Origin of the sequence: Streptomyces sp. AHU1, from assembly GCF_045343905.1 — a bacterium.
Classification (GTDB): Bacteria; Actinomycetota; Actinomycetes; order Streptomycetales; family Streptomycetaceae; genus Streptomyces; species Streptomyces triticiradicis.
In genome coordinates, this window is record NZ_CP174283.1 from 9147357 (window position 1) to 9173689 (window position 26333).

The following is a 26333-nucleotide window of genomic DNA, read 5'->3' on the forward strand; positions in this document are numbered from 1 at the left end:
GGCCACGGGCCGGGCCGGACGATCAAGGAGACCAGCGATGGATGTCGAGGAATGCTGGCGCCGCTACGGGCTTCGCCCCGTCGGCGCGGACCTCGACGAGATCCGTGCACTCCTCAGAGAGCACACGGCGCGCGAGCGACGTGTCCAGGGCGCGGGCGACACTGAGCTGATGAGGTTCTGCTGCTTCCAGCTGTTCAACAGCGGCAACCTCGACGACGTGCTCCTGATCTGGAGTGCGAAGCAAGCCAGCTTCGACGCAGCGTGCTCGATCGACATCGAATTCCTGCTTGGGCACGGGCTCGACGCGACGAAGGCCCACCTCTCGGCCAGCCGTGCACCTTCTGCGACGGCGGCACTGGATCAACTGCGCGAGCTTGAGGCAGATGGTGAATTCGAGGACTTCTCAGTGGAGGAGCGCTCCGCCGTCTACGACCGGTACTACGGCGACTGACGAATCTGCAGCGCCGGTCAGTCGTCCGTGATGAGGCTGGTGCCTGCAAGGCAGCTATCGACGAAATCCGGGCGATACCGGATCTGCTTGAGTCTGCGCTTCACGGCCCTGGTGATCTGGCCCAGGTCGGCTGCGGCGAGGTTGCCGAGGTCGCATTTGACCAGCGACCAGCTGCCCTCCTGCGGGTTCGGGTCCGGCGTGTGGGCGGGGAGCTGGAACACGGTGGGCCAGGCGGCATCCGCGGTGATGAACTCCCGCATCCCGGCGGTCAGGTGGAGGCGGACGTTGTCCCAGACCACTACGATCGGCCGGCCAAGCCGGATGCGGGCACGCACCAAGAAGTCGCGGAGGTTCCGCCGGGACCGCTCGCCCGGTTTGTAGCAGGTCATACCTGCCATCGACACCCGTCCGGAGCCCCGGCCGCGAACCCGGACGACCGGGGTTCGGCCGATCCGTCCCCAGGTTCGAGAGCGCGGCGGCGTCATCGACTGGCCGGCCTCATCCTTGAAGAAGATCCAGCCGTTACACGCCGCCGCACAGCTCTTCCCGGCGGCCACGCCTCCTCCTTCCACAGCTCAACCGCCGCATCGTCGCGCTCGATCGCCCGGCGGGTGGGCTGCTGCCACGACCGGCCCTGTCGCTTCAGCAGCCGCCACGTGCCCTCCACCGTGTACGAAACGTGGAACAGTCGACCGATCAGCGTCTTGACTCGCGCCAGCGTCCACCGCTGATCGGCCCAGCCGTGGACGATGACATATCAGCGGCCTTCGCTATCGTCCTTGCCATGACCTCAAGTGATCATCTGCTTGACCTGATCCGGAACACCCCAGAGATTGATCTGTTGTTGCGGTCATCGTTCGGCTTCGACATCCATCGGAGCCACTATGGCGAGGGCTTGAGGCTTGCCTCGGGTGCGCCGCTGGAGGTGATCGCCGGGGAGTCCGCCGGCGGAGCGTACTTCCTGTGTGCCGAGCAGAACGGTTGCCGACCGGTGGTGTTCGCGAGTTCCGAAGGGGAGGGCGGGCTGCTTGCCGATGACCTGGCGGACGCGCTGGAGATCATCATCGGGCTGGAGTGGCACGATTGCCTCTCATTCTCAGGCGATGGCGATGTGGAGGTCATGCAGGTCTCCGCTCAACACCTTGAACGGTCCCGTGACAAGTACAACCCGGACATCGGCAACGAAGCTGCCCAGGTGGCCGCGGCCCTGTCGCTGCGTATCGTGCCTGTCTCTGACCTCGTCGTCCGATTGCATGCAGCCGCGTCAAAGACCGAACCGGACTACGTCGTGACCGATGAGGACGGGCAGGCGTTCGACCCGCTTTTCGGCGAGCACCTGGAGCCTCGCCTCGGTGGCTGGCGCTGAACCGGATCAGCCGCTAGAGGGCGTCTGAAAAGCCTGTCAGCGGGCAAGTCACCTGGTAGCGGGGTGGTGACGCATTTTCGGGGGCCGGGGTGTGCGGGCTGCGTACCCGATACCCGACGGATCTGTCGGATCCGCAGTGGGAGATCCTCGGTCCGCTGGTTCCGGCGGTCAAGCCCGGTGGTCGGCCGGCGAAGCACGCGCGGCGGGAGATTCTGGGTCTGCCGCACGATCGGGTGACATCTGAACTGGCTTGCCCTGTGGGGCGGGTGGGAAGGATGTCGCTGTGCCCAAGCCTTATCCCGAAGAGTTCCGTGAGGACGTCGTGCGGGTTGCGAGGAACCGTGGCCCGGGGGTGACGGTGGAGCAGGTGGCCAAGGACTTCGGTGTCCATCCGATGACGTTGTGGAAATGGATGCGCCGGGCGGACATCGATGACGGGGCCAAGCCCGGGGTGAGCAGCCAGGAGAGCGCGGAACTGCGGGAAGCACGTCGGCGGATCAAGCTGCTGGAGCAGGAGAACGAGGTTCTGCGCCGGGCGGCGGCCTGTCTGTCGCAGGCGCATCTGCCGGGAAAAGGATCTACCCGCTCGTGAAGAAGCTGGCCGTGGACGGGGTGCCCGTCACGGTGACGTGCCGGGTGCTCAAGCTCGCCAGACAGCCCTACTACCGCTGGCTCGACAAGCCCGTGACCGACGCCGTGCTGGAGCAGGCGTACCGGGCGAACGCGCTGTTCGACGCCCACCGCGAGGATCCCGAGTTCGGCTACCGCTTCCTGGCCGATGAAGCCCGCAGCTCGGGGGCCGCGATGGCCGACCGGACCGCATGGCGGATCTGCCGGGACAACCACTGGTGGAGTGTGTTCGGCAAGAAGCGCGGCAGGACCAAGAAGGCCGGCCCGCCGGTGCACGACGACCTGGTCCGCCGCGACTTCACCGCCGACGGCCCGAACCGACTATGGCTCGCCGACATCACCGAACACGCCACCAACGAAGGGAAGTTGTACCTCTGCGCGATCAAGGACGTCTTCAGCAACAGGATCGTGGGCTACTCCATCGACACGCGGATGAAGTCCCGCCTGGCCGTGACCGCCCTGGACAACGCCGCGGCCCGGCGGGAACACGTCGACGGATGCATCCTGCACAGCGACCGCGGATCGCAGTTCCGGTCCCGGAAATTCGTGCGCGCGCTCGGCCGCCACCGGATGGCTGGCTCGATAGGGAGAGTCGGGGCAGCCGGCGACAACGCGGCCATGGAGTCCTTCTTCAGCCTGCTGCAGAAGAACGTCCTGGACCGCCGGAGCTGGACCACCCGCGAGGAACTGCGGATCGCGATCGTGACCTGGATCGAGCGGACCTACCACCGACGTCGCAGACAAGCCGCACTCGGCCGGCTGACCCCCGTCGAATTCGAGACCGTCATGACCACACCGGCCTTCCAGGCCGCGTGATCAAACCTGTCACCCGAACCTGCATCAGACCCTCTCGACGCACTGGCGTACTGGCTGCGGGCAGGCTGTGCCTGGAGGCTACTGCCGCGTGACTTACCGCCGTGGCAGACGGTTTACCACTACTGGCGGCGCTGGCAGATGGACGGCGTGTGGGAGCGGATGCTGACGGCGCTGCGCGAATGCGAGCGCGTGCAGCTGGGCCGGGATCCCACTCCCAGCGCGGCCATCGTGGACAGCCAGAGTGTCCGGGCCAGTGAGCGTGGCGGTCTCCATGGTTACGACGGCGGCAAGAAGGTCAGCGGCATCAAGCGCCACCTTCTTGTCGACACCCGCGGCACTGTCCTGGTCACCTGCGTGAGCCCGGCCAGTGTGGGTGACCGCGATGGCGCCGTGGTGCTCTTCTCCCAGGCTGCCGATACCTTCCCGCGCCTGCGGCACGTGTGGGCGGACCAGGGCTATCGCGGTGCCGACTTCCACGCCTGGGTCCAGGAAGCCACCGGTATCACCGTGGAGATCGTGCAGCGCCGCGACGGTGGTTTCCGCTCAACCTGGGCCCGAGCGGGGGCATCGCCACCAGCAGTTCCCCAGTTCGCGGTGATCCCGCGCCGCTGGGTGTGGAGCGGACGTTCGCCTGGCTGGGACGATGCCGCCGCCTGTCAAGGACTACGAGTACCTGCGCGTCTGCTCGGAGAACGCCATCTACCTCGCCATGGCCATGCTCCTGGTGCGTCGCCTCGCGAAAGAGGCCGCTGACGGGCTTTTCAGACGCCCTCCACTGAACTTGAACAGGTGATGTCGGGTCGGTTGATCTGACGGGCGCTGGCTGCCTCGCCGCACTGGCCTTGCCATCCATGAGTAACGCGCCCAGGAAACGACTGGCCCGCCACGTGGCCCTACGATCACGGCACCCCGCCGAACGCTTGTGCCCGACGAAGTGAGTGAGCCCATGAGTGACGACGTCCTGTCGATCATTCCGACCGATCCCCAGTGGCAGCCCGACCGGTCGGCGGCCGAGCGGACCGCTGCGCTCGCCGCGGACCTGGCTCCCGGCCGAGACGATGGCATGGAGGTCGAGATCGAGGTCACCTGGTACGACGCTCTCACCCCCGTCGACTGCGGCGAGAACCTGGAACGGATCGGCTGCCCGCACTGCGGTGCCTCGATCGACACCGAGTGGTACGCCGACCTGCTGGAAAGCCACTGTGAGGACGGCTTCGCCACCCTGGACGTAAAAGTGCCGTGCTGCGGCGCCGCCACGTCGCTGGACGTGTTGGACTACGAGTGGCCGTGCGGCTTCGCCCGCTTCGAGATCGCCATCTGGAACCCCGAACGTGACTGGTTCGGCGACGAGGAACTGGCCACTATCGGCGACATGCTCGGGCACCCGGTGAAGCAGATCCGAGCCCACATCTGACTCAGCTCTCAGCAGGAACCAAGTACGGCCGTCTAGCCCGACATCACCCATTCAACTTCAGTAGTGCTCTGACCGGGAAGGTTCGTTGGGTTCGCGGGTGGGTGGATGGCAAGCGATGACTTCCGACGACGGAGATCCACCCCATACGATCTTGAGTCCAGACCATGGACGTCGGAGGGCGACGATGGAAGAGCCGCGGATGCGCCTGGGCAACGATGATGCGTGGCTGGAACTGACTCGGATCCGTGCGGACAGTTGGCAGATCACCGCAGATTGGTCCTCCTCGCTGAAGGCTGACTTCACCGCGGATCTCAGCGCTGCGGAGGTCATGGACTTCGTGGCCCGCATGCTCTCTGGCCTGCGCGCGCCGTCGGGTGGACGCTTTTCAGCGGCGGTGACTCCTGGTCGGAACAATCCGCTGACGTTGAAGGCGGAGCCCGTGGGGGACGGTTTTGCCTTTTTCGCGCGTCTGACTCCGAACGGCGACGACGACGTGTGCCATTTGCAGATGGAGATCGATCCGATCGCCACGTCGGAGCTTCGTGAGACCTTCAGTGCGTTGCATGCGGCGCTGGTGGTCTGACCCCTCAGAGCGTTTTGGTCAGGCTGCCGTTGTAAGCGGGCGTCCGCCCCATCGGATGCCCCTCGCTTCGCATGCGGGCGCGTTCCCTGCGTTCGGCGGCCAGGACGCCCGGGTGGCGGGCGTTGGCGTTGCGTCACCGCAAGTAGGCGTGCAGGGCCCGGGTCTGCACGGTGTGGTTGGAGTGGTGGGAGTTGGAGATGGTGAACTACCTCAGCGGTCCGAAGTGCGCCTCGATCGGGTTCGCCCACGAGGCGTAGGTCAGGGTGAAACACAATTCGGCCTTGTGCTTCTTCGCCCAGCGGCGGAGAGCGACTTGGCAGTGACGCCGAGGGCCGCCGCCATCGCCAAGTATGTGCGTCGGCCGCCCGCGGCGCGGAAGAGCGCGACCGTGTCCTTCCCGGACTCCTCCGGGCACGGAGACTCGCGTCCCACCGGAGATGCCTCCCCGGATCGTCGAGATCCAAGTGTCCCGAGCGGGGAGGGCGGGGGGTGGTTGTCAGGGGGACCTGATACAGATCTGCTGGTGCGAGATGCGCACCATGTGGACGAGAACGGTTGAGGACATGGACTACATGGCGACCGCCCTGACCCTGGCGGGGGCACGGGCCGATCATTCGGAGGCGGCTGTCGCCCGCTTGGACGCGCTTGCAGCAAGGCACGGGCAGGCGCTTCCGCAGTCAGTACGCCATTGGTACTCCCTCGCCGACGCCACTGCGATCCTGGAGCCGGAACGCCGCGCCGATCACGTGTACTCAGTCGATGATCTGGGCCAGCCGGAGGCGTACTACTGGCCGACCGACGACGAGGACTGGCCGGAGGGCCTGGAGGAGCAAGAAGAGCGCGAGTTCGACCCCATGGCGCACGGCCTGCTGCCGTTCCTGCAGGAGAACCAGGGCGTCTATTGCCTTGCGGTGCAGTTGGACGGTTCGGAGGATCCGCCCGTGCTGCTTTCCTGGGACGGCGTGCAGCCGGACACCTGGACGGCGCACGCGGACACCTTCTCCCAGTGGGTCTACACACGGGTGTGGGACTTTGCGCTGTACCGCGGCGCCTCCATGCTCGAAGCCACCGCCGAACGGGTCACCGCAGCAGAGCTCGAAGCCTTGGAGCAGGTGCTGGAAGTGCGTCCGGCGACGAGGTCCGACCGCGAGGAGCAGCGGCGATTCGCCGGTCCCCGCGACGAGCAACGTCTGCTCCTGCTGTCTCCCTGGGGCGGTACGGGCGGCTGGAGCGTGTACCTGTGGGCGTCCACAGCAGAGCTGTTGGTCGAGCTGGTCCACACCGTGCGGCCGGTCCTCGCCCTGGGGGAGGTGCACGCCGGGTCCCACGAGCCCAGCGACACGGTCAAGCGCGCCATGGAACGGTTGCGCGCTTGACACCGCCGGGGCGGACGGGCTCTTCCTTCCGCTGCCCGGCGTGACGCACCGCCGGGTCGCCGCGCCGGGCAGCCCCTGACAGCCGGAATGACCATATGGCTGAATGGGTGAGGGGCTGGGAGATTGACGACGACGAAGGCGGGCGGTCGTCGCGGGCCGTCCGCAGGGCCACCGGCTCGGTGGCGTCTTGCCGAAGCTGCCGGTGTCGGCTTCGGTGAGGATGCCGAGCCTGACCAGGCGCCGGTGCAGTATCAGTATCAGGATCAGGACGACCGTGCCGCGGTCCTGGCCACGGTCGGCGAGATCCTCACTGGCATCAAGCTCGAGAAGCCTCTGCGGCCGGGTGATCATCTCCTCTCGTCGCCAGACGAGTCATTCCGAATGATCAGTGGTTGTGGTCACCGGGAAGCGGCCGGCACGTTGAGGTGGGCTGCCGGCTCGTTCGTGGCCTTCGCCACCGTGTGTGCCTTGGTGAGGGTGCACGCGCCGTCCACGCACCGGCGTTCCAGACGGCCGAGGGAGATGGTCTGTGCCAGGCCGACCATCCAGCAGGTGGGGCAGCCACGGAAGGCAAGCAGGGCCAACGGGGCCGCCAGCAAGGCGGCCGGGCCGGCGACGGGCACCAGGGCGATCGAGCCGATGATCAGCCCGAAGCCGATGGCGCCGCGCGCCAGATGGCGCGGGACGGACTTGCTGGCGAAGTTCATCTCGGACGCGGCGGCCTGGGCCTTCGCGCCCTGCGTGGGCTTCACTGTGTTCGCGACGTTCACGGTTGTGAGACCTCTCCGACTGGTTGGCCGGTGACTTGATCGCTCGCCTGATCTGCGGTTTGACTGAGCAGCTGGTCTGTCACTGCCAGGGAGTGACGCAGTGCTGCGCGTGCTCTGTGCAGCCGCGACTTCATCGCGGCGTTGCTCAGGGCGAGCGAATGGGCAACGGTCTTGCCGGGCAGGCCCTGTACGTCCCGCATGATCAGAACCTGCCGCTGGTCACGGGGAAGGGCGCTGACCGCAGCCGCGATCCGCTCCGCCTCCAACTTGTGCAGCACCGCGTCCTCGGCGGACGGTTCCGCAGTCGCCTCCGGTTCGGCTGTCGCCTCATCCCTCCGTGAGACGAGCAGCCGTACCTGCCGGAGGCATTCGTTGCGCACGATCCGGAACATCCACGAGGCAAGCGCGCCAGTCGCCCGCAACGTGCCGATCTTCCGGTAGAGGGTGATCAGCGCCTCCTGCGCCGCGTCCTCCGCGTCCTGCGGTGAGGAGCACAGCGATATGGCGAACCTGCGCACATGAGGCTGCGATTCCATGATGACGGCGGTGAGCGAAGTGACGTCACCGCCCTGAGCGGCCTTGATCAGCCGCTCGTCCGGCCAAGTGAAACGTTGGTTCATCTGGGACTCCTACCCGAAAGGTGCCCTACGGGCAGGTGCTGGTCAGCTTCGGCTCTTGTAGCGCCGCATCAGGTGCCAGCTGCACGCACCCACGAGCAGGGTTCCGATCACTACGAGGCTGGTGACCATCATTGGGTTCCTCCCAGTTCTGCCGGCCCGTTCGGCCGGTACACAGACAAGAGGCGGGGAGAGCCGAAAAGGATTCACCTTCGGCCGAAGTTTCTTTTGAACCCCGCTCCCGCAGCCATGGCGCGCGAGGCGCAGAGGCCGGGAAACGGCGGCGCGCGCCGCGCCACGTCGTCGGGCCGACCGCTCAGCGGCTCAGCCGGGGGCGACTGGCAGCTGCGGACGGGCTGGCCCGGTGTCCGCAGACAGGGTGTCCAAGATGGTTCTGTGACGAATGAGCTGGACGCCCTGCTGACCGATCTGTACACGAAGACCGACGGTGAATCGGAGGTATCCGATGGCTGGGTCCGATCGTCGTGCTGCTCATCGTGTTCGTTCTCCTGCAGGCTCGCTCGCGCGGTCCGCTGTTCCCGCCGCGGATCGTGGCCGACCGTAACCGCGGTATGGCTCTGGCCACCGTCGCCCTGGCGGGATTTGCCTCACGAACGTGGTGCGTTCCAGACCGCTCACAAGCGCCTGATCAGGTGGGCTGCTGACGGCACTTGGCAACGGATCTTCGCCTCTGTGCTCGCCCAGGCGGACGCGGCTGACGAAGCGGAGCGGGCGGTTTTTGTAGATTCAACTGTCTGCCGGGCGCACCAGCCCGCGGCCGGGGCCGGGAAAGGGGGCGGACACGGTCGAACCTGCCGATCACGCACTCGGACGTTCGCGAGGCGTCCTGAGCACGAAAGTTCACCTCGCCAGTGATGGCCAGCACGGCCCCTCGCCGTCCGTGCTAGCGCTGGCCAGGCCGGCGACGCGCCTGCTTGCGAGGCGGTCATGGCTCGCATCCGAGCGCTGCGCACAGGCTTGGGCAGGCCACGAACCCGACCCGAGGTCGTCCTTGCGGACCGGGCCTACTCATCGCGCGCAATCCGTCGGCATCTTCGCCGCTGCGGTATCCGGGCCGTTATCCCGCAACCTTCTGGCCAGGTTGGACACCGCCTCCGGCGAGGCCGGGGCGGCGGTCGTCCACCCGGCTTCGACGCGGAGGCGTACAGGCAGCGCAACACCGTTGAGCGGTGCATCAACCGCCTCGAGCAGTGGCGCGGACCGGCCGTGCGAACGGACAAACTCGCCATCGCACACGAGGGCGCACTCCACTTCGCAGCCATTTTGATCCGGACGCGCCTTGAAGAGTGAAGACCGAGGACGTCCGCTCGCCAGGGGAGCCCTGTTTCAGGGCCTCGACGAGGCGTCGACTGCCTTCACCCGGCAGCTTGGGCACCTTCCGGACCTCTTCGCCACGAACAGATGCCTATGGACCGTCACCTGACGCCGAGGGATGCCACAAAGCGTCGCATCTTCCGCCAGGCCATGCTCCAAAGCCGGGCCACCTGTTTCCAGGCATGCCGTGAAGCTCGTCGGGGCGAGCCCGAACTCGAATTTCAAGGACCGGAGACGGTGACCAGGCTGCGACATGGCCACCACCCTCGCATGTGGCCCGATCAACGTGAAGTCAAAGAGACAGGACCTAGCTGACCTGACCCCGGCCGACCTGGCCGCAGTCCGGACACCACCATGCCTCAGCCCGTGGGCCTCCGCGGCCATCGGCAGCCGCTGCTTACGCTCGCCCAGATGAGGGAACAACACCGCGAACTTCACGGCACATTGCTCACGAGGCTCGTCCGGGATGTGGATACGACACCGACGAGCCCCAGCCCGAAAAGCAACACCTTGATGATCGGCAGATTCTTAGGAGGACGTCATAGCCGTCTACGAGCTCAAGAACCGCCTGGTCGTCGGTATCGCCTCCAGCGCGTTGTTCGACCTGGCAGAGGCGGACGCCGTTTTCCGTGATCAGGGGGAGGAGGCCTACCGCGCCTACCAGGAGCAGCACCTGCACGACGCGCTGGACAAAGGAGTCGCCTTCCCCTTCATCCGCCGACTGCTGTCCCTGAACGACCTCTCACCGGACGATCCTCTGGTCGAGGTCATCATTCTGTCCCGCAACGATCCCGACACCGGGCTGCGGGTCATGCGGTCCATCCAGTCCTACGATCTGCCGATCAGCCGGGCCGTCTTCATGCAGGGTCGCTCGCCCTACCGCTTCATGCCGGTCCTGAACATGTCTTTGTTCCTGTCCGCGAACGAGGACGATGTCCGTGAGGCCGTCACGCTCGGGCTGCCCGCCGGCCGCGTGCTCGGCCCGGCCGTGGCGGACGAGGGTGATGACCAGGATCTGCGGATCGCCTTCGACTTCGACGGAGTCCTTGCCGACGACGCCTCGGAACAGATCTATCAGGTAGACGGCATCGAAGGCTTTCGCACCCATGAGACGGCGAACGCCGCCACCCCGCATGACCCGGGTCCTCTGCGGGACTTCCTCGCAGGCATCAACCGGCTCCAGAAGCGCGAACAAGAACGACGGGCAGAGGATGCCGACTACAAGATTCGCGTTCACGTCTCTCTCGTCACTGCCCGCGCCGCACCCGCTCACGAACGCCCGGTGCGCAGCCTGAAGAACTGGGGCGTGACCGTCAACGACGCCTTTTTCCTCGGCGGTGTAGACAAGAGCACGATCATGGAGGTCCTCAGACCCCACATCTTCTTCGACGACCAGGTCGGCCACCTCACGGGCACCTCCCGCAGCACGCCCAGTGTGCATGTCCCCTTCGGGAAGATGAACGAACCAGCCGGCGGAATGCCTGGTCATGCGCGGCAGTAGGCCTTGCTCTGCCTGCCTGTCACCGGTGAGAGCGTGGGTTAAGGTCTTCCTGCCCGCAGCGGCTCCCCGTACAGGTACGGCATGGCGTGACCGCGACTGCGGAGTCTGCCCCTCGAGGGGAATCGTTTAGAGGGGCCGGAGTAGGACGACAGGGTACGGCTGTTCACGATGCTGCAGGGTGCAGGCGTGCTGTGGATCCGGATCACCGGGGGCTAGCGCTGACCGGCCGCCAGTTCATCAGAGCCCACGGATGCGGTCTGGGGCTGTGGCCGGTGTGACGCATGACCTCTGGGCCGGTGCGACGCATCACGCCCGGGGCGGGCGGCTCGTTCGTGGTCCACTGCGGCCTGCTGTTCGCCGTCGCCTACGGGATGCTGGGCTGTGCGGTCGATGCCGAGGAGGTGCTGCAGGAGGCCTGGTTGTGCTGGGGCGGCGTCGGTTGCTCCCGGGTGCGTGAGCCGTGGGCGTGTCTCGTGCGGGCCGTCACCCGCCAGTGCCGTGGCTGGCTGCGCACCCTGGCGCGCCGCCGTGAGAGCTGTGTGGGGCAGCGGCTCCCGGAGCCGCTGCTGACCGGTCCCGAGGTGGCCGAGGACCTCGAACTCGCGGAGAGTATTTCGGTCGCGATGCTGACCGTGCTCGGGGTGTTTGTGCCCATCGGGTGGGTGGTGTTCGTGTTCCGTGGGGTCTTCGATGTGCCCTGTGCCCTGTGCCCTGTGTGCAGATTGCCGGGGCTGTCGGCAAGTCGGTGGCTGCGGTGAGGCGGATTGCCGGGTGCTCGCGCGGGCGTGTGGCCGCCCGCCGGCCGGCTGCGGGTGGGGGGCGGCCGCCGGGAGCGGGCAGGTCGTGGTGGGGCGGTTCTTGGCCGTGCTGTGCACCGGGGGGCCTGCTGGGCCTCATGGCTCCCGGCGTGGTCCTGGTCGCGGACGGGGGCGGTATCGTCTGGGCCGTCTTGGAGCCGGTCTGCGGTGCCGTCGTTCTGGCGCCGTTGCTCGTCCGGGCCTGGCTGGTGGCCGGTGGGCTCGAGGCGGTGGTGGTGTGGCTCGACGGTGCGTCCGCGGGCCGTGTCGGGTTCGGCGGGGAGTCGGCCGCGGTCGGCATCGGTGTGCGGGGCGGGTGGTCATGCGCGTGCCGTCCATGGCGGCCGGGGGCTCAGGGGTTTGCGGGGGGTGCGGGTCTGTGTCTGTTCGAGCAGCAGCATCGCGGCGTGGGCGTCGGTTGTCGTGGCGGTCTCGGTGTGTGCGGCGGTCCGTTTGGTGAGGCGTTCGCGCCAGGTGGCTGGTTTGGTTTTGGTGCCGGCCGTCGGTTGCATGGTGCGGGTGTTTCGCCGCCAGGTGGCGCCGGCGTGGCGGGCCAGGGTGCGGTGCAGCCGGTGGCTCAGGCCTGTGGTGGTGCCGTGGCGTTCCAGGGCGTGTTCGAGGATGAGTGCGCTGTGGATGGCGAGTGTCATGCCGTGTCCGTGTGCGGGGTCGATGCCGGCCAGTGCGTCTCCGGTGACGAGGAACTGGTCGGGCCAGTGCCGTAGCCGTTCGATGTGGCGCCAGTGGCTGTCCGTGCGGGTGCAGGTGTGTACCGGACCCAGTGGTGCGGCGGTTGCGATGACGTCGTGCAGCAGGGGATGGGGCAGTGCGGCCGCGGTGCGGATGAGTCCGGCGTGGTCGGTGGGCGGCGCTGTGCCCTGGCCGCAGCGCAGTGACAGTGACCAGCGGCCGTCCTCGACCAAGGTGAGCTGTCCTTGCGGCAGGGGTGTGCCGGGTGCGGCCGTGAACAGCAGGCTCTTCCAGCTGGCGATGTGGCCGGCGGGTGGTGACAGCAGGGCGCAGGCGTAGGAGGCGCGGGAGCGCACCACCGTCTCGGCGGGTCTTGGGTAGCCGAGTTCGGCCAGCCATCGTGCGGCCTGGAAGGAGTGGCCGGAGGCGTCCACGATGAACTGGGCGGGCAGCAACCGCGGTCCCGGGTTTTTCGGTGTTCCCCGGGAGCGGGTGCGGGTCCACACGCCGGTGATGGTGTGGTTGCGGCCCGGGTGCAGTGCCACTGCTTCGTGTCCGTGCAGGAAGTCCACTTTCGCCTCGGCGTGCAGCCGCTCGCGCAGCACGGCGTCCATCAGGTCACGGCTAGCGCTCAGGAGGGACGCTTTCGTCCTTCCGGGCAGCAGCCAGCCCGTCGGCCCGTGGACCAGCACGTCCTGGGGGATCCGGATGCGGACGGCTCCGGCACGGGTGAGGTCGTGGCCGATGCCGGGGAACAGGTGTTCCAGGCCTGACTCGGCGGCCGGCGTGAGGCTGTGCGGGTGCCGGGCCTGCAAGATGCCTGGGCGCTGTTGCGTGCCGTGCGGCGTCCGGTCGCGTTCGATCACCGTGACCCGCTCCATGAAGCGGGCCAGCACCCGTGCCGCGGTCAGTCCGGCGGTGCCGGAGCCGATCACCACCGCGTGGCCCTTGCCGTCCATCCCGCTCACCCCGCCCGCCTCGCCCGCGTCCCGGCTCACCGCGCCCGCGCGCCAGCTCGTTGCGCCGGTGGGCCGGTTCGTCCGGCCTGTTCCTCCGGTGTGGTGGTTGCATCATGCGGTGTGCGGGCCTTGGCCGGGAGTGCGGGCGTTTCGGGCTTGAGCGGTTTTCGAGTGGGCCGCGGGCCGCTGTGGGGTGGGGGGTGGTTGCGGAGGGTGTGGTGGAAGGCGTCCTGGAGTGCCTGCCAGGAGGCGGTGGTGGGGTCGGTGTGGGTGCCGGTGGTGTGCCAGTGGTGTTGGCCGTCGTGGAAGGTTGCTGGCCGGGCCGGGTTGCTGGCCGGGCCGGGCCGGGGTGGTGGTTGGTGCTGCCGGCCGTGCCGGGGTGGGGTTGTGGGTGGGGGCGGTGTCGGGGTGGGGGTGTGGGCGTTGACGGGGTGGGGGGGTGGGTGTTTGGTGGGCGGGCCTGCTGTGGTGGGGGTGGGGGGTGGGTTTGTGGTGTTTGGGTGGTGTGGGTCTGTGGGGGGATGTGGGGTGGCGGCCTCCATTGTAAAGAAACCGCTCAACCGGTATCTTTTGTGTGGCCGGTGCGGGCGGGCCGGGCGGCGCGGCTTCCCCGGGCGGCGGGCGGGCGGGGCCGGTGTGCCGTGTGCCGTGTGCTGTGTGCCGTGCGCGTTCTGTGCTCTCTGTGTTCTGCGTTCTGTGCTGTGTGTGTTCTGTGCTCTCTGCGTCTGCGTGTTCCGCGTTCCGCGTTCTGTGTTCTGCGCTCTGTGCGTTCTGTGCCGTGTGCTCTCTGTGTTCTGCGTTCTGCGTTCTGTGTGTTCGGTGTGTTCGGTGTGTTGTGGGTGTTGTGGGTGTTGTGGGTGTTTTTCGTTGTGTGTGTTGTGTGGTGGTTGTTGGTGTGGTGGCCGGTGGTGTGGGGGTGGTCCGGGATGGTGCGTTGGGTGCAGGGGCAAGTGGTGGTGGTGGGTGGGGGGCCGGTGGGGATGCTGCTTGCCTGTGAGCTGGCGGGGCGGGGGGTGCGGGTGGTGGTGGTGGAGTCGCGGGGTGCGGTGTCGGGGTGTCCGAAGGCGTCGGTGCTGCATGCGCGGGCGGTGCAGTGTCTGGTGCGGCGTGGGTATCTGGGCGGTCTCGCGGACGGGGGTGCGGCGGGTGGTGCGGGTGCGGTGGGGGGTGCGTTTCATTTCGCGGGGATCGGGGGGTTGGTGATCTCGGCGCCGCCGGCCGAGCCGCAGCCGGTTTTGAGGTGTTCGCAGGAGGTGCTCGAGCGTCATTTCGAGGGGCGGGCGCGGGCTGCGGGGGTGCGGGTTCTGCGGGGGTGGCGGGTGGTGGAGGTGCGGCAGGGGGCGGGTGGGGTGCGGGTGGTCGCGCGGGGGCCGGGCGGCACGGTGGTGTGTACGGGCGGTTATCTGGTGGGGGCGGACGGGGCGCGCAGTGTGGTGCGCCGTCAGGCGGGTTTCGTCTCGCGGACCTGGCCGGCCACGGTCTCGGCGATGGCGGGTGATGTCCGTCTGGGGGAGGGTGCGGCGCTGGAGGAGGGGTGGCACCGCACCGAGCGTGGCTGGGTGGTGGTCAGGCATGTGGGGGGCGGGGTGGTGCGTCTGCGGACGCTCGACTGCCGGGGTGCGCATCTCCGGCGTGATCTGCCGCTGGGGCTGGAGGAGCTGCGCGGTGAGGTGGGCCGGATCACCGGGGGGGACGTCGCGATGGGGGAGGGCAGGTGGCTGAGCAGGTTCAGTGACTTCTCCCGGCTGGCCCTGTGTTATCGCAGGGGGCGGGTTTTGCTGGCGGGGGATGCCGCGCATGTGCATTTCCCGGTCGGTGGCCAGGGGCTGAGTGCCGGGGTGCTGGATGCGGTCAATCTGGGCTGGAAGCTGGCGCTCGCGGTGCGCGGCAGGGCGGGTGCGTCGCTGCTGGACTCCTATGACCTGGAGCGCCGGCCGGCGGCCCGGCGGGTGATCGACAACACGCGTGCCCAGCTGGCTCTGATGCGGCCGGGTCCCGAGCTGGATCCGCTGCGGGCCCTGTTCGGGCAGCTGCTGGCGGGGGGCGGTGGGGAGAGCGGTGTGCTGGCCTCCATGGTCAGTGGCCAGGACACGGTGCTGCCCGCGCGCGGTCCGGACGCCTCTTTGTGGGAGGGGAGGTTCCTTGACAATGTGGTCCTGCGGACCCGCCGGGGTGCGGTGGATGTGATCGGTCTGCTGCGTGAGGGGTCCGCGCTGCTGCTGCTCTTCGGTGACAGGGGGGCGGGCGGCGGTTATGCCGGGCAGGCCCGTCGGTGGGCGGGGCTGGTGCGGGTGGTGCATGCCGAGCCGGTGCCCCGGCTTGCCTGTGACGCCCTGCTGGTGCGGCCCGACGGCTACATCGCCTGGGCGCCGGGGGCGGGCGGGCTGGCCGCCGCCTTGACGGAGTGCTTCGGCCGGGGTGCGGCTCCGACGCGGGAGCGCGGCGTGCTCGCCGGGGTGGCCGGCTGACGGCTTCGGCCGCACGGCCGGGGCGCCGGGGCGGGCGGGCCGGTGAGGTGCTCCGGGCGGTGCGGGTGCGCGGGGTGCCGGCCGGGGTGCCGGTTCCGGTCCGGCCTGCCCGGGGCGTTCTGCCGGCTTTGGCTGCCGGCCGCACGGCCGGGGTGCCGGGGCGGGCGGGCCGCCGTCGGGGCGGATGCTTCGGCGCGGGCGGGCGGATGCTTCGGCGCGGGCGGGCGGGGGTGTTGTGCGTGTGCGGGGGGGTGTTGTGCGTGTGTGGGGGGTGCGTGTGGGGGTCAGCCGGCGGGTGCCGGCTGCGGCCGGGGGCCCGGGGTCTGCGGCCGGGGGTGCAGGGTCTGCAGTTCGGGGTGGAGGGCCTGCAGTTCGGCGTAGACGGCGGCGCCCCTGGTGGCGGTGAGGTCCACCGAGGCGAGGACGGAGGGGACGACCACGCTGGGCAGCACGTGGCGCAGCAGGGCGCTGACCCTGGGGGGCAGGTCCTGGTAGTTGCACAGGGCCTGGGACATGGCCTGGACGCCGGCGAAGGATCCCACCAGGACGTCGGCGGTCTCGGCCGAGACCACGTGGGGCAGCAGTTCGCCCTGGGCCTTGGCCTTGTCCAGCAGTTCGACGCCCACCTCGCTCCAGCGCAGGAAGGGCCCGCTGCGGTCCAGGCCCTGGGCCTGCTGGTCGAGCGAGAGGCGCACGCCGGCGCGGACCATGGGGTCGGTCTGCAGGCGGTGGGCGTGCAGGACCACGGTGTCCACCATCTGCTGCACCTTGCAGGCGCGGTCGGGGACGGGCACGCCCAGGTCCTGGGCGTGCAGGACGCCCTCGGCGAGGTGTTCCTTGGAGGGGAAGTGGAAGTACAGGGCTCCCTTGGTCACCCGGGCGCTGGCGAGGATCTCGCTGACGGTCGCCGCCTGGTAGCCGCGTTCCTCGAAGATCCTGGCCGCCGATGAGAGGATCGCGTGCCGGGTGCGGACCGCCCGTTCCTGCTTCGCCATGCCGGCCTCCTGCCTGTCGGTGAGCCCGGAGACCCAATAAAAAACCGTCCAGTTTGTATATTACAGGTGTTTGGTGTTCGCGCACCCCCTTCCGGCCGTACGGCGTTCAACGAGTTGCGCAAAAGCGTCGCCGGATCGCGGGGAGGCGCCCCGGGGGAGGGCGGGATGTCGATGGGCGGATCACACGGTGGCGCGGTGCGGGCGGGCGAGGGGGGAGAGCCGGTGATCCTGGTGACCGGGGCCACGGGGACGGTGGGCCGGGAGGTGCTTCGGCGGCTTCCGCCCGGCCTGCGGGTGCGCGCCATGGCCAGGGAGCCCGCGCGGGTGGCCGGGGCGGGCGCGGCGGTGCAGGCGGTCGCCGGGGACTACCGGGATGCGCGGTCGCTGGCCGGGGCGCTTGCGGGCGTGCGGACGGCGTTCCTCGTCACCACCGACGTCGTCACCACCGATGAGGGCGGCGGCGATGACGGCCGGTTCCTGCGCGCGGCGCGGGCGGCCGGGGTGCGGCGGGTGGTGAAGCTGTCCGCCGCCGCGGTGCTGGACGGGCGGGCCGACGATCTCATCACCCGCCGCCAGCGCGCCAACGAGGACCTGCTGCGCGCCTGCGGTCTTCAGTGGACCTTGCTGCGCCCGCGCGCGTTCGCCTCCAACGCCCTGCTCTGGGCGCCGTCGGTGCGCCGTGAGCGCGTGGTCCGGGCGCTGTACGGGACCTCGGGCAACGCCTGTGTGGACCCGCGCGACGTCGCGGAGGTCGCCGCGCGCGTTCTGACCGAGGAGGGGCACGCCGGGTGCGCCTACACGCTGACCGGGCCCGAGGCCGTCACCGCGGCCGGGCAGACCGGGCAGCTGGGCCGGCTGCTGGGTGTCGCGCTGCGTTTTGAGGAGCTCACCGTGGACGAGGCGCGTGCCGCGCTCGCGGCCCGTTATCCGGCGCCGGTGGTCGAGGCGCTGCTGCAGAGCGCAGAACGCCAGCGCGCGGGCGCGAAGGCCGGGGTGCAGGAGACCGTCGCCGAACTGACCGGCCGCCCGGCGAACACGTTCGGTGCGTGGGCCGGGGACCATCTGGCGGCTTTCGCGCCCGGCGGCTGACCGGCGGGCGCCGCCGGGCGGTATCTGCTTTTCCCGAAAAGGGCCGCGGCGCCCGGGAGGCAACGGGTGCCCGGGGGGTGCCCGCCGCGGGGGTGCGGCCGTGGCCGCGGTGCGGCGGAACGCGGGCGCCCGGTCCTGGCGGTCGGGGACGCGCACGGTCACCGCGGGGGTGCGGCCGTGGCCGCGGTGCGGCGGAACGCGGGCGCCCGGTCCTGGCGGTCGGGGACGCGCACGGTCACCGCGGGGGTGCGGCCGTGGCCGCGGTGCGGCGGAACGCGGGCGCCCGGTCCCGGCGGCCGGGGACGCGCACGGTCACCGCGGGGGTGCGGCCGTGGCCGCGGTGCGGCGGAACGCGGGCGCCCGGTCCCGGCGGCCGGGGACGCGCCCGGTCACCGCAAGGGTGCGGCCGTGGCCGCGGTGCGGCGGAACGCGGGCGCCCGGTCCCGGCGGCCGGGGACGCGCCCGGTCACCGCAAGGGTGCGGCCATGGCCACGGTGCAGCGGAACACGGGCGCCCGGTCCTGGCGGCCGGTGACGAGCACGGTGTGCGCGCCCTTTTCGCCCGTCCCCGCGGCGGGGTGCGCCTCGATCGTGCAGGGGGTGTCCAGCTCGGCGTAGCGCAGGAACTCGCCGGCGACGGCGAGCGGCAGGCGGGCGTGTCCCAGGGCCGCCGCCGCGGCCTGGCGGGCGGCCTCCAGCAGCAGCATGCCGGGCACGTGGTCGACCATGTGGTCGAAGAGCACGGGGTGGCGGGTGTCCACCCGCAGCTGCCACCGGCCCGGCCGGCCGGCGGGGGAGAGGACCACGTCCGTGGGGGACATGCGCCCGACGCTCTGCGGCGGCTCCGGGGCCGTCAGCGGCATCACGCGCGCGCGGCCGGGGCCGCGCGCGCCGCGCAGCCGCTGGTAGACCCGGGGGGCGATGCACGTCAGCGTGCCGCCCCCGGTCGCGGCGAGGCTGCCGTCGCGGTAGATCTCCACCTCGACGCGGAACCCCGTCACCTCGCCGCGGCGCTCCTTCACGTCACGGCACCTGACGTCGAGCTCGAGCGAGGCGGGGGCCGCGCCGACGCGCAGGTGCGCGGGCCGTACCGCCACGCCGAGGTCGCTCACCAGGAAGCGGTGGCCGAGCGGGACCCCGTACTCGGCGTGCGCCAGCAGCAGGCCGGCCTGGCGGATCGTCTCGGCGGCGATCAGCGGGTCGTGACAGCCCTCGACGTTGGTGAAGAAGCTGTGCCCGCGGGGCCACTGGGCGGCCAGGACGAAGCGGTCCTCGCCGCTGCGCGCCCAGTCGGTCAGCATGACCTCGGCGACGCTCGCGCGGTGCACGAGTTCCTTGGGGACGGTGCTGGTCAGGGGCTGCGGGACGGCCGTGCCGCCCCCCGCCGGGGCCGCGTGGCCCCCCGGGCCCGTCACGCCGGGTATCACGCGGTTCGTGCGGTACGTGCTCGTACTCGTCGACATGGTTCCCCCGAGCCGCCGTGGCCTGAATGTGGGTGGTGGTTCTCCGAGGACAGCGAAGATACATACCACCCGGTTTAATTTCTAGAAGGAATGCGAAGTTCCCCCGCGCAATATGTGGACCGAGTAGTTCCAAAGACACAGAGGAGTGCCCGTATCTCCTCATCTCCCCCCGAAACGGGCAAGCCGTCCGCGGCCGCGGCGCCGCGGGCCGTCCGCGGCCGCGCGGCGTGCGGGAGCCGCCCGGCGGGCCGCGGACGGGGCGGCCGTCCGGCGGTGCCGTCCGGGAAGGGGAAAAACCCTGGTCGGGACGGGGTGCCGGCGGCCGGGCGGGGCGGATGGGGCGCCGCGGGGGCGGGGGGTGCGGGCGGCCGGATCCCGCCGGCGGCCGGATCCGCGCCCCGGTGCGCCGGGAGGCGGCGGCGGAGCGGCACTGGCCCTGCGGTACCTTCACGCGTAAAATAGAGACCGCGTATGCGGTTTGTTATGATCCTCCTCGTCAGCCGGGGCGGCGAAGGTCCATGACCAGGGGCGGCGAGGTCCATGAGCAAGGAACACGAGCACGGGCACGGGTCCGCGGGGGCGTGCCGCACCCGCGGGGGCGCGCCCGGTCCCTCGCGGGGCCCTGTGCGGCTCGGGCCGGTCCGCCCTCCCGTGCGCGTGCACGGCAGGCCGCCCCCGGCGGGCCGCATGAGCAGGCACGAACGTGAGAGCCGGTCCGCGGCGGCCGGCCGGCCGCAGTCAGGGGAGATCCGCCGATGGTGAAACAGGAGCGTGCCGCACGCACGCGCGAGTCCTTGGTGCGAGCGGCGGCCGAGGTGTTCGCACAGGACGGCTTCGCCCTGGCCTCGCTCACCTCCATCAGCAGGAGGGCCGGGGTGAGCAACGGTGCGCTGCACTTCCACTTCGCGAGCAAGCAGGCCCTGGCGCGCGGGGTCGGGGACGAGGCGGCCGCCGTGGTCCGTGCGATCGCCGCGTCGGCGCAGGCGGGCAGCCCCGGTCCGCTGCAGCAGCTCATCGACGCCACCCATGCCCTGATGGAGCGGCTGGACCGGGACGTGGTGGTCCGGGCCGGCTTCGAGCTGGGCAGCGGCCCGCCGCGCCGCGAGGGGGCCGTGGATCTGCGCGGGCAGTGGCAGGACTGGGTCGAGGAGGTGCTCGAGGACGCCGAGCGTGAAGGCGTCCTGGCCCGGGGAGTGTCCGCCGCCGACGCCTCGGTCGCGGTGGTGGCGGCGACCGTCGGTCTCGAGCAGCTCGGCGCGCAGGACCGTACGTGGACGTCGGCGAAGACGCTGGTGCGGTTCTGGGACCTGCTGCTGCCCCGGCTGGCCTCGGCCGACGTCCTGAGGGGGCTCAAGCCCGCCGGCACGGCGGCCGCGGCGCCCCGCCGGGGATGAACGGCGCGCATGCTCCGTCACGGGTCCGCGAACCGTCCCGCCGGCCCGGACCGGACGGCCCGGCGGGGCCCGGACCGGGCGGGCCGGCGGGCGGAGCGTCGGCGCCGTTTCCGCGCCGGGGCGGTGCCGCAGGGCGGTGGAGCGGGAAGGCGGTCACCTCGTGTCCGGCCGCCCGGGTCCCGCCGCCGGCGGCGTGGCCGGGCCGCCCTTTCGGCGCGAGGAGCCCGGCGCCGGCGCCGAGGCGGCCGGCCCGCAGGGGCGAGGCGGGCCCCGGCGCTCTCGCCGGGGCCCGGCAGCGGCCCGGCGGCGCCGGGGCGGCCGCTGTCCGGGCATCCGGCGGCGCGTGCTCCAGAGCCGGCGGTGGCGGCCCGCGGGGGCGGGAGGCGGTGACGCGGGCGCCCGGGACGCCGGCCCCGGCGCTTTGTGGCGAACACCGGGCCGTCTTCGGCGAGATCGCCGACGCCGGCCGCCTGGGGGCCGCACGCCGCGCAACGGACCTGCACACCGGCGTCCCCCGGATCCCCCGGGCGGAGGGGGCCGCGGGCGCACGAACCCCCGCCCCCGGCGGCTGCGGCAGCCCCGGGGCCGCGCCCCGGCGGCCGGTCCGGCCGCGGCCGCGGGCGCGGGGGCACACCGTCCCCGGGCGCGTCACGGCACCGGCCGGCGAGCGGGGGGCGTCCGGCCACCGGGGCATGCCGGCCCCGGCGCGCGCTGTCACCCCGGACGGCTGGAGCGCCCGTCTCGGGCACCCGCCCGGGCAGGTGCCCGAGACGGGCGCGGCGACGCGCGGGGCGCCCGGACGGGGCCGCGCCGCTTCACCGGCGCGGCGCTCCTGCGCGGGGGCGAACCGCTGCCCGGCCGGGCGCTGTCGGTCCTCGCCGCCGCGCCCGGCCGGCCGCGGCACGCCACCGCCTCGCCCGCCGGGTTTCTCGGCCGCGGCGGGCGCCGCCGCTGCGGAACTCCTTCGGGCACCCGGCAAACGCATCGGGACGGGCACCGGCGAGCACCGGGAGGGGCCAGAGCCCCGGCCGGGGAGGCGGCCCGGCGGTCGGCGCGGCAGAGCCGCACCGCTCTTTCGGACGCGCCGGACAGGGCCCGGCCTCGCCGCGCCGGACACCGTGACGCCCGGACAGCGGCCCGCTGCCGCGGGCGCGGGCGCGCCGGGCAGGGGCGGCGCCAGGAGCGCGGGTCCCCGCCCCGGGCCGGATCCGGGCCGACCGGCGCGGCCGGGCGGACGCGGCGGCCGGGCCGGCTGCCCGGCAGCCCTGCGCTTGGGGGGACTGCCCGAAACCGGGCCCGCGTCCGGCCGGCGGAGTGTCATCGTGCGGCCGCCGCCGGGGCGTTGCCGGCCGCACGATGACGCCGGCGTGCGGGAACGGGGCGCGCGCGGGGGAGGGGAGGGGACCGCCGGCCGCCCGGCTGTTCGGCCCCGTCCTTCGCGGACCCGGCCCCGGGGACCGCCTCGCGGCACGAGGGGCGCCGTGCCGGTCCGGGTGCCGGGCGGGTGCCACCGCGCCCCTGGGCCGTGGCGGGGAGGGGGGCGGAGGTCCCCCGGGGCGTTCCCCCTGTCGGCGCGGTCAGCCGGGCGGGGCGGCGGCGGTCAGGGCCGAGGTGAAGGCGGGCCGGTCCTCCTGGCGGCCGGTGACGAGGACCGTCTGCGGGCCGTGGGGCGCGGCCCCGGGCAGGAGCCGGGTCTCGATCAGGCAGGGCCGGTCCAGTTCCACGGGCCCGAGGAAGGCGCAGTCCAGGGCGAGCGGCAGGACCGGGGCTCTGTCCAGGGCCGCGGTCGCCGCCTGGCGGGCGGCCTCGAGGAGCAGCAGGCCCGGCGCGTGGTCGGCCTGGTGGTCGAAGAGGACGGGGTGGCCGGTGTCCGCGCGCAGGTGCCAGCTGCCCGGTTTGCCGGCGGGGGAGAGGACCACGTCGGCGGGACAGAGGCGCCCCACGGCGGCCGGGGCCGCCGCAGGCGCCGGCGGCAGGGGCCGGTAGGCGGCGTCCAGGACGTGCTGCGGACGCAGCCGCCGGTATCCGGCGGCACTGATGGTGCTGAAGCAGAACCGTCCCCGTGCCGCCAGGCGCCCCTCGCGCAGCACTCTGGCCTCGACACGCATGCCGGCCAGCCGGCGCCCTCGCCTCCTGATCCGCGAACAGGTGACGTCGAGGTCCAGTGCGGCGGGCCTCTCGCCGACCCGTATCTGCTCGGGGCGCACGGTGAAGGCCAGCTCCTGCGGCAGGAACCGGTGGGTCAGGGGAACGCCGAACTCGGCGTGGGCGAGCAGGGCACCGGCCTGGCGGACCGTCTCCGCGGCGATCAGCGGGTCGTGGTGGGTCCCGTTCACGGGAGTGAAGAAGCTGTGGCCCCGCGGCCACTGGGCGGTCATCGCGAAGCGGGCCTCCCCCAGGCGCCGCCAGCCGGTGAGCACGACCTCGGCGACGGCCGCCCGGTGCACCAGCTCCCTGGGGACCGTGGTGGTCAGGTGCCCGTGAAGCGGCCCGGCCGGCCGGGAAGGCGGCTGAGCGGCCTGCGCCGTGGTGCGCCCGGCCGGCGGACCTTCGAACCCGGACGTGCTCGCGGTCATCGCTCCCCCTGCACGGATCGGAGATGGCTGTGAAAAAAATAGGGGGCAACCGGTTTGGTTTCCAGAGGAACCGGAGCCTCCGTACGGGACCGGCCGCCGCCTTCGCCCGCGGCCGGCGGCACCGCCGTGCGCGGCCCGCCCCGTCCCCGGCGTTTCTCCGGCCCGCGGGTGCGGGCGGCGGTCCGGGCCGCCCGCTCCGGCGCCTCTTGAGCGGCACTGAGGTGCCTCTGTAGCGCGGTACCGGACGGTGGCCGCAACCGAGAGGAGCGGACATGGGTGAAGCGGACGCCCCACCCCTCGCGCTGCGGGTCGAGCGCGGACGGGCCGACGATGACGAACTCGCCGCGGTGGCCGTCGTGCTGTGCTCGCTGCTGGCCGGGCGCACGGCGGTGACCGGTGAGCAGCAGCCGCCTCCCGCCGTCCCGTCGTGGCGCCGTCCCGGGGCCCCCGGCGGCGGGTGGCGCTCCCCCTGCGGCCGGCGATAGAGCCATGGGCGCCGGCCGCGCACCGGCGGGCGCTTTTCCAGCACCGATTCACGCGCGTGCCGGCCCTCACCCCGTGCGAACCGCAGATGCGGTTTGTCGACTGGGTGCGGTCCGGCCGTGCTCATGAGGGAGGCAGGCACAGTGACAGTCCTCAATGACATCCCCCAGGTGACCGCCGGGCCCTCGGACGCGCGCGGCCGGGTGGCGGAACTGCACGCCATCCGCGCCCAGGCGCTGGCCGGACCGGGCGAGAGGGCGACCGGGGCGCAGCACGCCAAGGGCAAGCTGACCGCCCGGGAGCGCATCGACCTGCTGCTGGACGCGGGCTCGTTCCAGGAGGTCGAGCAGCTGCGCCGGCACCGGGCGACCGGCTTCGGCCTGGAGGCCAAGAGGCCCTACACCGACGGTGTCGTCACCGGCTGGGGCACGGTCGAGGGCCGCACGGTCTTCGTCTACGCCCACGACTTCCGCATCTTCGGCGGCGCCCTGGGCGAGGCCCACGCCACGAAGATCCACAAGATCATGGACATGGCCATCGCGGCCGGCGCCCCGCTGGTCTCCCTCAACGACGGCGCCGGCGCCCGCATCCAGGAGGGCGTCTCCGCCCTGGCCGGCTACGGCGGCATCTTCCAGCGCAACACCAAGGCCTCCGGGGTCATCCCGCAGATCTCCGTGATGCTCGGCCCCTGCGCCGGCGGCGCCGCCTACAGCCCCGCGCTGACGGACTTCGTGTTCATGGTCCGCGAGACCTCGCAGATGTTCATCACCGGCCCGGACGTGGTCAAGGCGGTCACCGGCGAGGAGATCACCCAGAACGGCCTGGGCGGCGCCGACGTGCACGCCGAGACCTCCGGCGTCTGCCACTTCGCGTACGACGACGAGGAGACCTGCATCGCCGAGGTCCGCTACCTGCTGTCCATGCTGCCGCAGAACAACCGCGAGTACCCGCCGCGCGCCGAGTCCTCGGACCCGGCCGACCGGCGCAGCGAGGTGCTCCTGGACCTGGTCCCGGCCGACGGCAACCGCCCCTACGACATGGCCGAGGTGATCGAGGAGCTCGTCGACGACGGCGACTGCCTGGAGGTCCACGAGCGCTGGGCCCGCAACATCATCTGCGCCCTGGGGCGCCTCGACGGCCAGGCCGTCGGCATCGTCGCCAACCAGCCGCAGTCGCTGGCCGGTGTGCTCGACATCGAGGCCTCGGAGAAGGCCGCGCGGTTCGTCCAGATGTGCGACGCCTTCAACATCCCGATCATCACGCTGCTGGACGTGCCCGGCTTCCTGCCCGGTGTCGGCCAGGAGCACGGCGGCATCATCCGCCACGGCGCCAAGCTGCTGTACGCCTACTGCAACGCCACCGTCCCGCGGATCTCGCTGATCCTGCGCAAGGCCTACGGCGGCGCCTACATCGTCATGGACTCCCAGTCCATCGGCGCCGACCTCACCTACGCCTGGCCCACCAACGAGATCGCGGTGATGGGCGCCGAGGGCGCCGCGGGCGTCATCTTCCGCCGGCAGATCGCCGAGGCCGAGGACCCCGAGGCCATGCGCGAGCGCATGGTCAAGGAGTACCGGGCCGAGCTGATGCACCCCTATTACGCCGCCGAGCGCGGCCTGGTCGACGACGTCATCGACCCGGCCCGGACCCGCGAGGTCCTCATCAACTCGCTGGCGATGCTCCGCAGCAAACACGCGGACCTGCCCTCCCGCAAGCACGGCAACCCCCCGCAGTGACCAGGCACGCGACGGCCGGAGGGGAACGGGCGGCGCGCACGCGGAAGGGGCCGGCCGGATCCGCCGCCGAGACCTTCCGCCGCGAGGGCTTCGCGGTGGCGTCCCTCTTCGTGATCGGCGCACGGGCCGCGGTGGGCGGCAAAGCGCCGCCCTTCCGCTTCGCCGGCGAGGCGGCCTGGGCCGGCGCCGCGGAGAGCGCCGTGCCGGACCGGTTGCGGATCATCGCCGAGGGGGCGTGGCGGGAGGGGCCGGCCGGCTCCGGCGCCTGGCCGGTGTGACCCGCAAGCTCGCCCCCGGGGCTGCGCGGGGACGTGGTGCCGCGGGCGGGTTGCGGGCCGGGCCGCGGCCCGGCCCGCGTGATGCCCGGCGCTCTGCGTGAGCCGGGCGGTGCCGGGCCGAAAACCGCGGCGGAGGCCGGCAGGGCGGGGGAGCCGCGGCCGGGGGCGCCGGGGAACACCGGGACCGCGGTGGCGGCCGCGGCCGCGGGCTTCGAGGCGCCCGGCTCCCGGGAACGGGTCCGGCCCGTGGCGCCTGCGACCGCCCGGTTCCAAGAGCCGGCGCCGGCGGCAGGGGAGCGCCCGCCGGCGCCGGAGCCGGAAGGACCGTCCGGCGACCAGGAAAGACCGGTCGGTTTGTTTCTGCTCGCCGATGAAATCCCGGCCCCGGCTGCCCGCGCACCGCGTTCGGGCAGGTGGGGGCGGGCGCGGCGGACGGCCCCCGCTCCTCGCGAGGACGGGAGGGGCCGGGGCCGCTTGCGTGTGGCGGCGGGGAAGGTTTCGGACATGTCGCGGTGGCCCTCCTGCGTCGGCGTCCGGCTGGATCGGT

At 71.7% G+C, this 26333-nt stretch carries 23 protein-coding genes and 2 pseudogenes; 16 read left to right on the top strand and 9 right to left on the bottom strand.

The genetic code is table 11. From position 1 onward, the window contains the following. Positions 1-37: 37 nt before the first annotated feature. The gene (locus ACICHK_RS40340; protein ID WP_406840959.1) at positions 38-451 is read left to right on the top strand and encodes a hypothetical protein; all 414 of its coding nucleotides are present in this window, start codon (positions 38-40) and stop codon (positions 449-451) included. A 17-nt stretch (positions 452-468) separates the two neighbouring features. On the opposite strand, the gene ACICHK_RS40345 is transcribed toward ACICHK_RS40340, so the two are convergent. Continuing rightward, positions 469-1008, bottom strand: a complete 540-nt coding sequence (locus ACICHK_RS40345) for a transposase (protein WP_406840960.1) — start codon at positions 1006-1008, stop codon at positions 469-471. Then, a complete protein-coding gene (locus ACICHK_RS40350) occupies positions 933-1202 on the bottom strand; it encodes a winged helix-turn-helix domain-containing protein (protein ID WP_406841454.1) in 270 nt (89 codons plus the stop codon). Before ACICHK_RS40350 ends, ACICHK_RS40345 begins: the two co-directional genes overlap by 76 nt. On the opposite strand from ACICHK_RS40350, the gene ACICHK_RS40355 reads away from it, so the two are divergent. The 5 genes from ACICHK_RS40355 (at position 1131) to ACICHK_RS40375 (ending at position 5260) form a co-directional block, all read left to right on the top strand. Next, a complete protein-coding gene (locus ACICHK_RS40355; protein WP_406840961.1) occupies positions 1131-1817 on the top strand; it encodes a hypothetical protein in 687 nt (228 codons plus the stop codon). The two genes, ACICHK_RS40350 and ACICHK_RS40355, sit on opposite strands and share 72 nt — an antisense overlap. Before the next feature lie 283 nt (positions 1818-2100). Continuing rightward, positions 2101-3263 (top strand): IS3 family transposase gene (locus tag ACICHK_RS40360; RefSeq protein WP_406840963.1). Its coding sequence is split into 2 segments (ribosomal slippage): positions 2101-2385 and positions 2388-3263, totalling 1161 coding nucleotides; the frame shifts between segments, so codons are not numbered across the junction. 42 nt (positions 3264-3305) lie between these two features. After that, entirely contained in the window at positions 3306-4016 is a 711-nt protein-coding gene (locus ACICHK_RS40365; protein WP_406841455.1) for an IS5 family transposase, read from the top strand. Between the two features lie 193 nt (positions 4017-4209). Continuing rightward, a complete protein-coding gene (locus ACICHK_RS40370) occupies positions 4210-4677 on the top strand; it encodes a hypothetical protein (protein WP_406840965.1) in 468 nt (155 codons plus the stop codon). Positions 4678-4861: 184 nt separating this feature from the next. Beyond that, the gene (locus ACICHK_RS40375) at positions 4862-5260 is read left to right on the top strand and encodes a hypothetical protein (protein WP_406840966.1); all 399 of its coding nucleotides are present in this window, start codon (positions 4862-4864) and stop codon (positions 5258-5260) included. Between the two features lie 18 nt (positions 5261-5278). Here the strand turns inward: ACICHK_RS40375 and ACICHK_RS40380 are convergent. Continuing rightward, a pseudogene (locus ACICHK_RS40380) lies at positions 5279-5567 on the bottom strand (IS630 family transposase); the annotation flags it as partial. A 256-nt stretch (positions 5568-5823) separates the two neighbouring features. On the opposite strand from ACICHK_RS40380, the gene ACICHK_RS40385 reads away from it, so the two are divergent. Further along, positions 5824-6636 (top strand): SMI1/KNR4 family protein, encoded by an 813-nt coding sequence (locus ACICHK_RS40385; RefSeq protein WP_406840968.1) that lies wholly within the window; start codon positions 5824-5826, stop codon positions 6634-6636. A 398-nt stretch (positions 6637-7034) separates the two neighbouring features. Here ACICHK_RS40385 and ACICHK_RS40390 read toward each other — a convergent pair whose 3' ends face one another. Together ACICHK_RS40390 and ACICHK_RS40395 are read right to left on the bottom strand one after the other, a co-directional pair. Further along, positions 7035-7406, bottom strand: coding sequence for a hypothetical protein (locus ACICHK_RS40390; protein ID WP_406840969.1), 372 nt, complete (start codon positions 7404-7406; stop codon positions 7035-7037). Next, positions 7403-8026 carry an RNA polymerase sigma factor gene (locus ACICHK_RS40395; protein ID WP_406840971.1) on the bottom strand — a complete coding sequence of 208 codons (624 nt, stop codon included), beginning with the start codon at positions 8024-8026 and terminating at the stop codon, positions 7403-7405. Before ACICHK_RS40395 ends, ACICHK_RS40390 begins: the two co-directional genes overlap by 4 nt. A 585-nt stretch (positions 8027-8611) precedes the next feature. On the opposite strand from ACICHK_RS40395, the pseudogene ACICHK_RS40400 reads away from it, so the two are divergent. The 3 genes and pseudogenes from ACICHK_RS40400 to ACICHK_RS40410 all read left to right on the top strand — a co-directional run. Then, a pseudogene (locus ACICHK_RS40400) lies at positions 8612-9334 on the top strand (IS5 family transposase); the annotation flags it as partial. Between the two features lie 565 nt (positions 9335-9899). Beyond that, entirely contained in the window at positions 9900-10859 is a 960-nt protein-coding gene (locus ACICHK_RS40405; RefSeq protein WP_406841456.1) for a 5'-nucleotidase, read from the top strand. Between the two features lie 281 nt (positions 10860-11140). Then, positions 11141-11617, top strand: coding sequence for a sigma factor (locus ACICHK_RS40410; protein WP_406840972.1), 477 nt, complete (start codon positions 11141-11143; stop codon positions 11615-11617). A 359-nt stretch (positions 11618-11976) separates the two neighbouring features. On the opposite strand, the gene ACICHK_RS40415 is transcribed toward ACICHK_RS40410, so the two are convergent. Then, on the bottom strand, positions 11977-13305 hold the full coding sequence (locus tag ACICHK_RS40415) for an NAD(P)/FAD-dependent oxidoreductase (RefSeq protein ID WP_406841457.1): 1329 nt from the start codon (positions 13303-13305) through the stop codon (positions 11977-11979). A gap of 812 nt (positions 13306-14117) precedes the next feature. On the opposite strand from ACICHK_RS40415, the gene ACICHK_RS40420 reads away from it, so the two are divergent. Then, a complete protein-coding gene (locus tag ACICHK_RS40420) occupies positions 14118-15773 on the top strand; it encodes an FAD-dependent monooxygenase (protein ID WP_406840973.1) in 1656 nt (551 codons plus the stop codon). Positions 15774-16057: 284 nt separating this feature from the next. On the opposite strand, the gene ACICHK_RS40425 is transcribed toward ACICHK_RS40420, so the two are convergent. Continuing rightward, the gene (locus tag ACICHK_RS40425) at positions 16058-16768 is read right to left on the bottom strand and encodes a ScbR family autoregulator-binding transcription factor (protein WP_406840975.1); all 711 of its coding nucleotides are present in this window, start codon (positions 16766-16768) and stop codon (positions 16058-16060) included. A 222-nt stretch (positions 16769-16990) separates the two neighbouring features. Between ACICHK_RS40425 and ACICHK_RS40430 the strand changes: the two genes are divergently transcribed. After that, on the top strand, positions 16991-17857 hold the full coding sequence (locus ACICHK_RS40430; protein ID WP_406841458.1) for an NAD(P)H-binding protein: 867 nt from the start codon (positions 16991-16993) through the stop codon (positions 17855-17857). Between the two features lie 466 nt (positions 17858-18323). Here the strand turns inward: ACICHK_RS40430 and ACICHK_RS40435 are convergent, their stop codons facing one another. Further along, positions 18324-19319, bottom strand: coding sequence for a ScbA/BarX family gamma-butyrolactone biosynthesis protein (locus ACICHK_RS40435; protein ID WP_406840977.1), 996 nt, complete (start codon positions 19317-19319; stop codon positions 18324-18326). 755 nt (positions 19320-20074) lie between these two features. On the opposite strand from ACICHK_RS40435, the gene ACICHK_RS40440 reads away from it, so the two are divergent. After that, positions 20075-20713, top strand: coding sequence for a ScbR family autoregulator-binding transcription factor (locus tag ACICHK_RS40440; protein ID WP_406840979.1), 639 nt, complete (start codon positions 20075-20077; stop codon positions 20711-20713). A 1577-nt stretch (positions 20714-22290) separates the two neighbouring features. Here the strand turns inward: ACICHK_RS40440 and ACICHK_RS40445 are convergent. Beyond that, positions 22291-23289, bottom strand: a complete 999-nt coding sequence (locus tag ACICHK_RS40445) for a ScbA/BarX family gamma-butyrolactone biosynthesis protein (protein WP_406840981.1) — start codon at positions 23287-23289, stop codon at positions 22291-22293. A gap of 272 nt (positions 23290-23561) precedes the next feature. Between ACICHK_RS40445 and ACICHK_RS40450 the strand changes: the two genes are divergently transcribed. From ACICHK_RS40450 to ACICHK_RS40460, 3 genes are all read left to right on the top strand, one after another. Beyond that, a complete protein-coding gene (locus ACICHK_RS40450; protein ID WP_406840982.1) occupies positions 23562-23774 on the top strand; it encodes an acyl-CoA carboxylase subunit epsilon in 213 nt (70 codons plus the stop codon). A 141-nt stretch (positions 23775-23915) separates the two neighbouring features. Continuing rightward, a complete protein-coding gene (locus ACICHK_RS40455) occupies positions 23916-25508 on the top strand; it encodes an acyl-CoA carboxylase subunit beta (RefSeq protein WP_406840984.1) in 1593 nt (530 codons plus the stop codon). Beyond that, positions 25505-25786: a hypothetical protein gene (locus ACICHK_RS40460; RefSeq protein ID WP_406840985.1), complete on the top strand. Its 282-nt coding sequence runs from the start codon at positions 25505-25507 to the stop codon at positions 25784-25786. Before ACICHK_RS40455 ends, ACICHK_RS40460 begins: the two co-directional genes overlap by 4 nt. Positions 25787-26333: the final 547 nt, after the last annotated feature.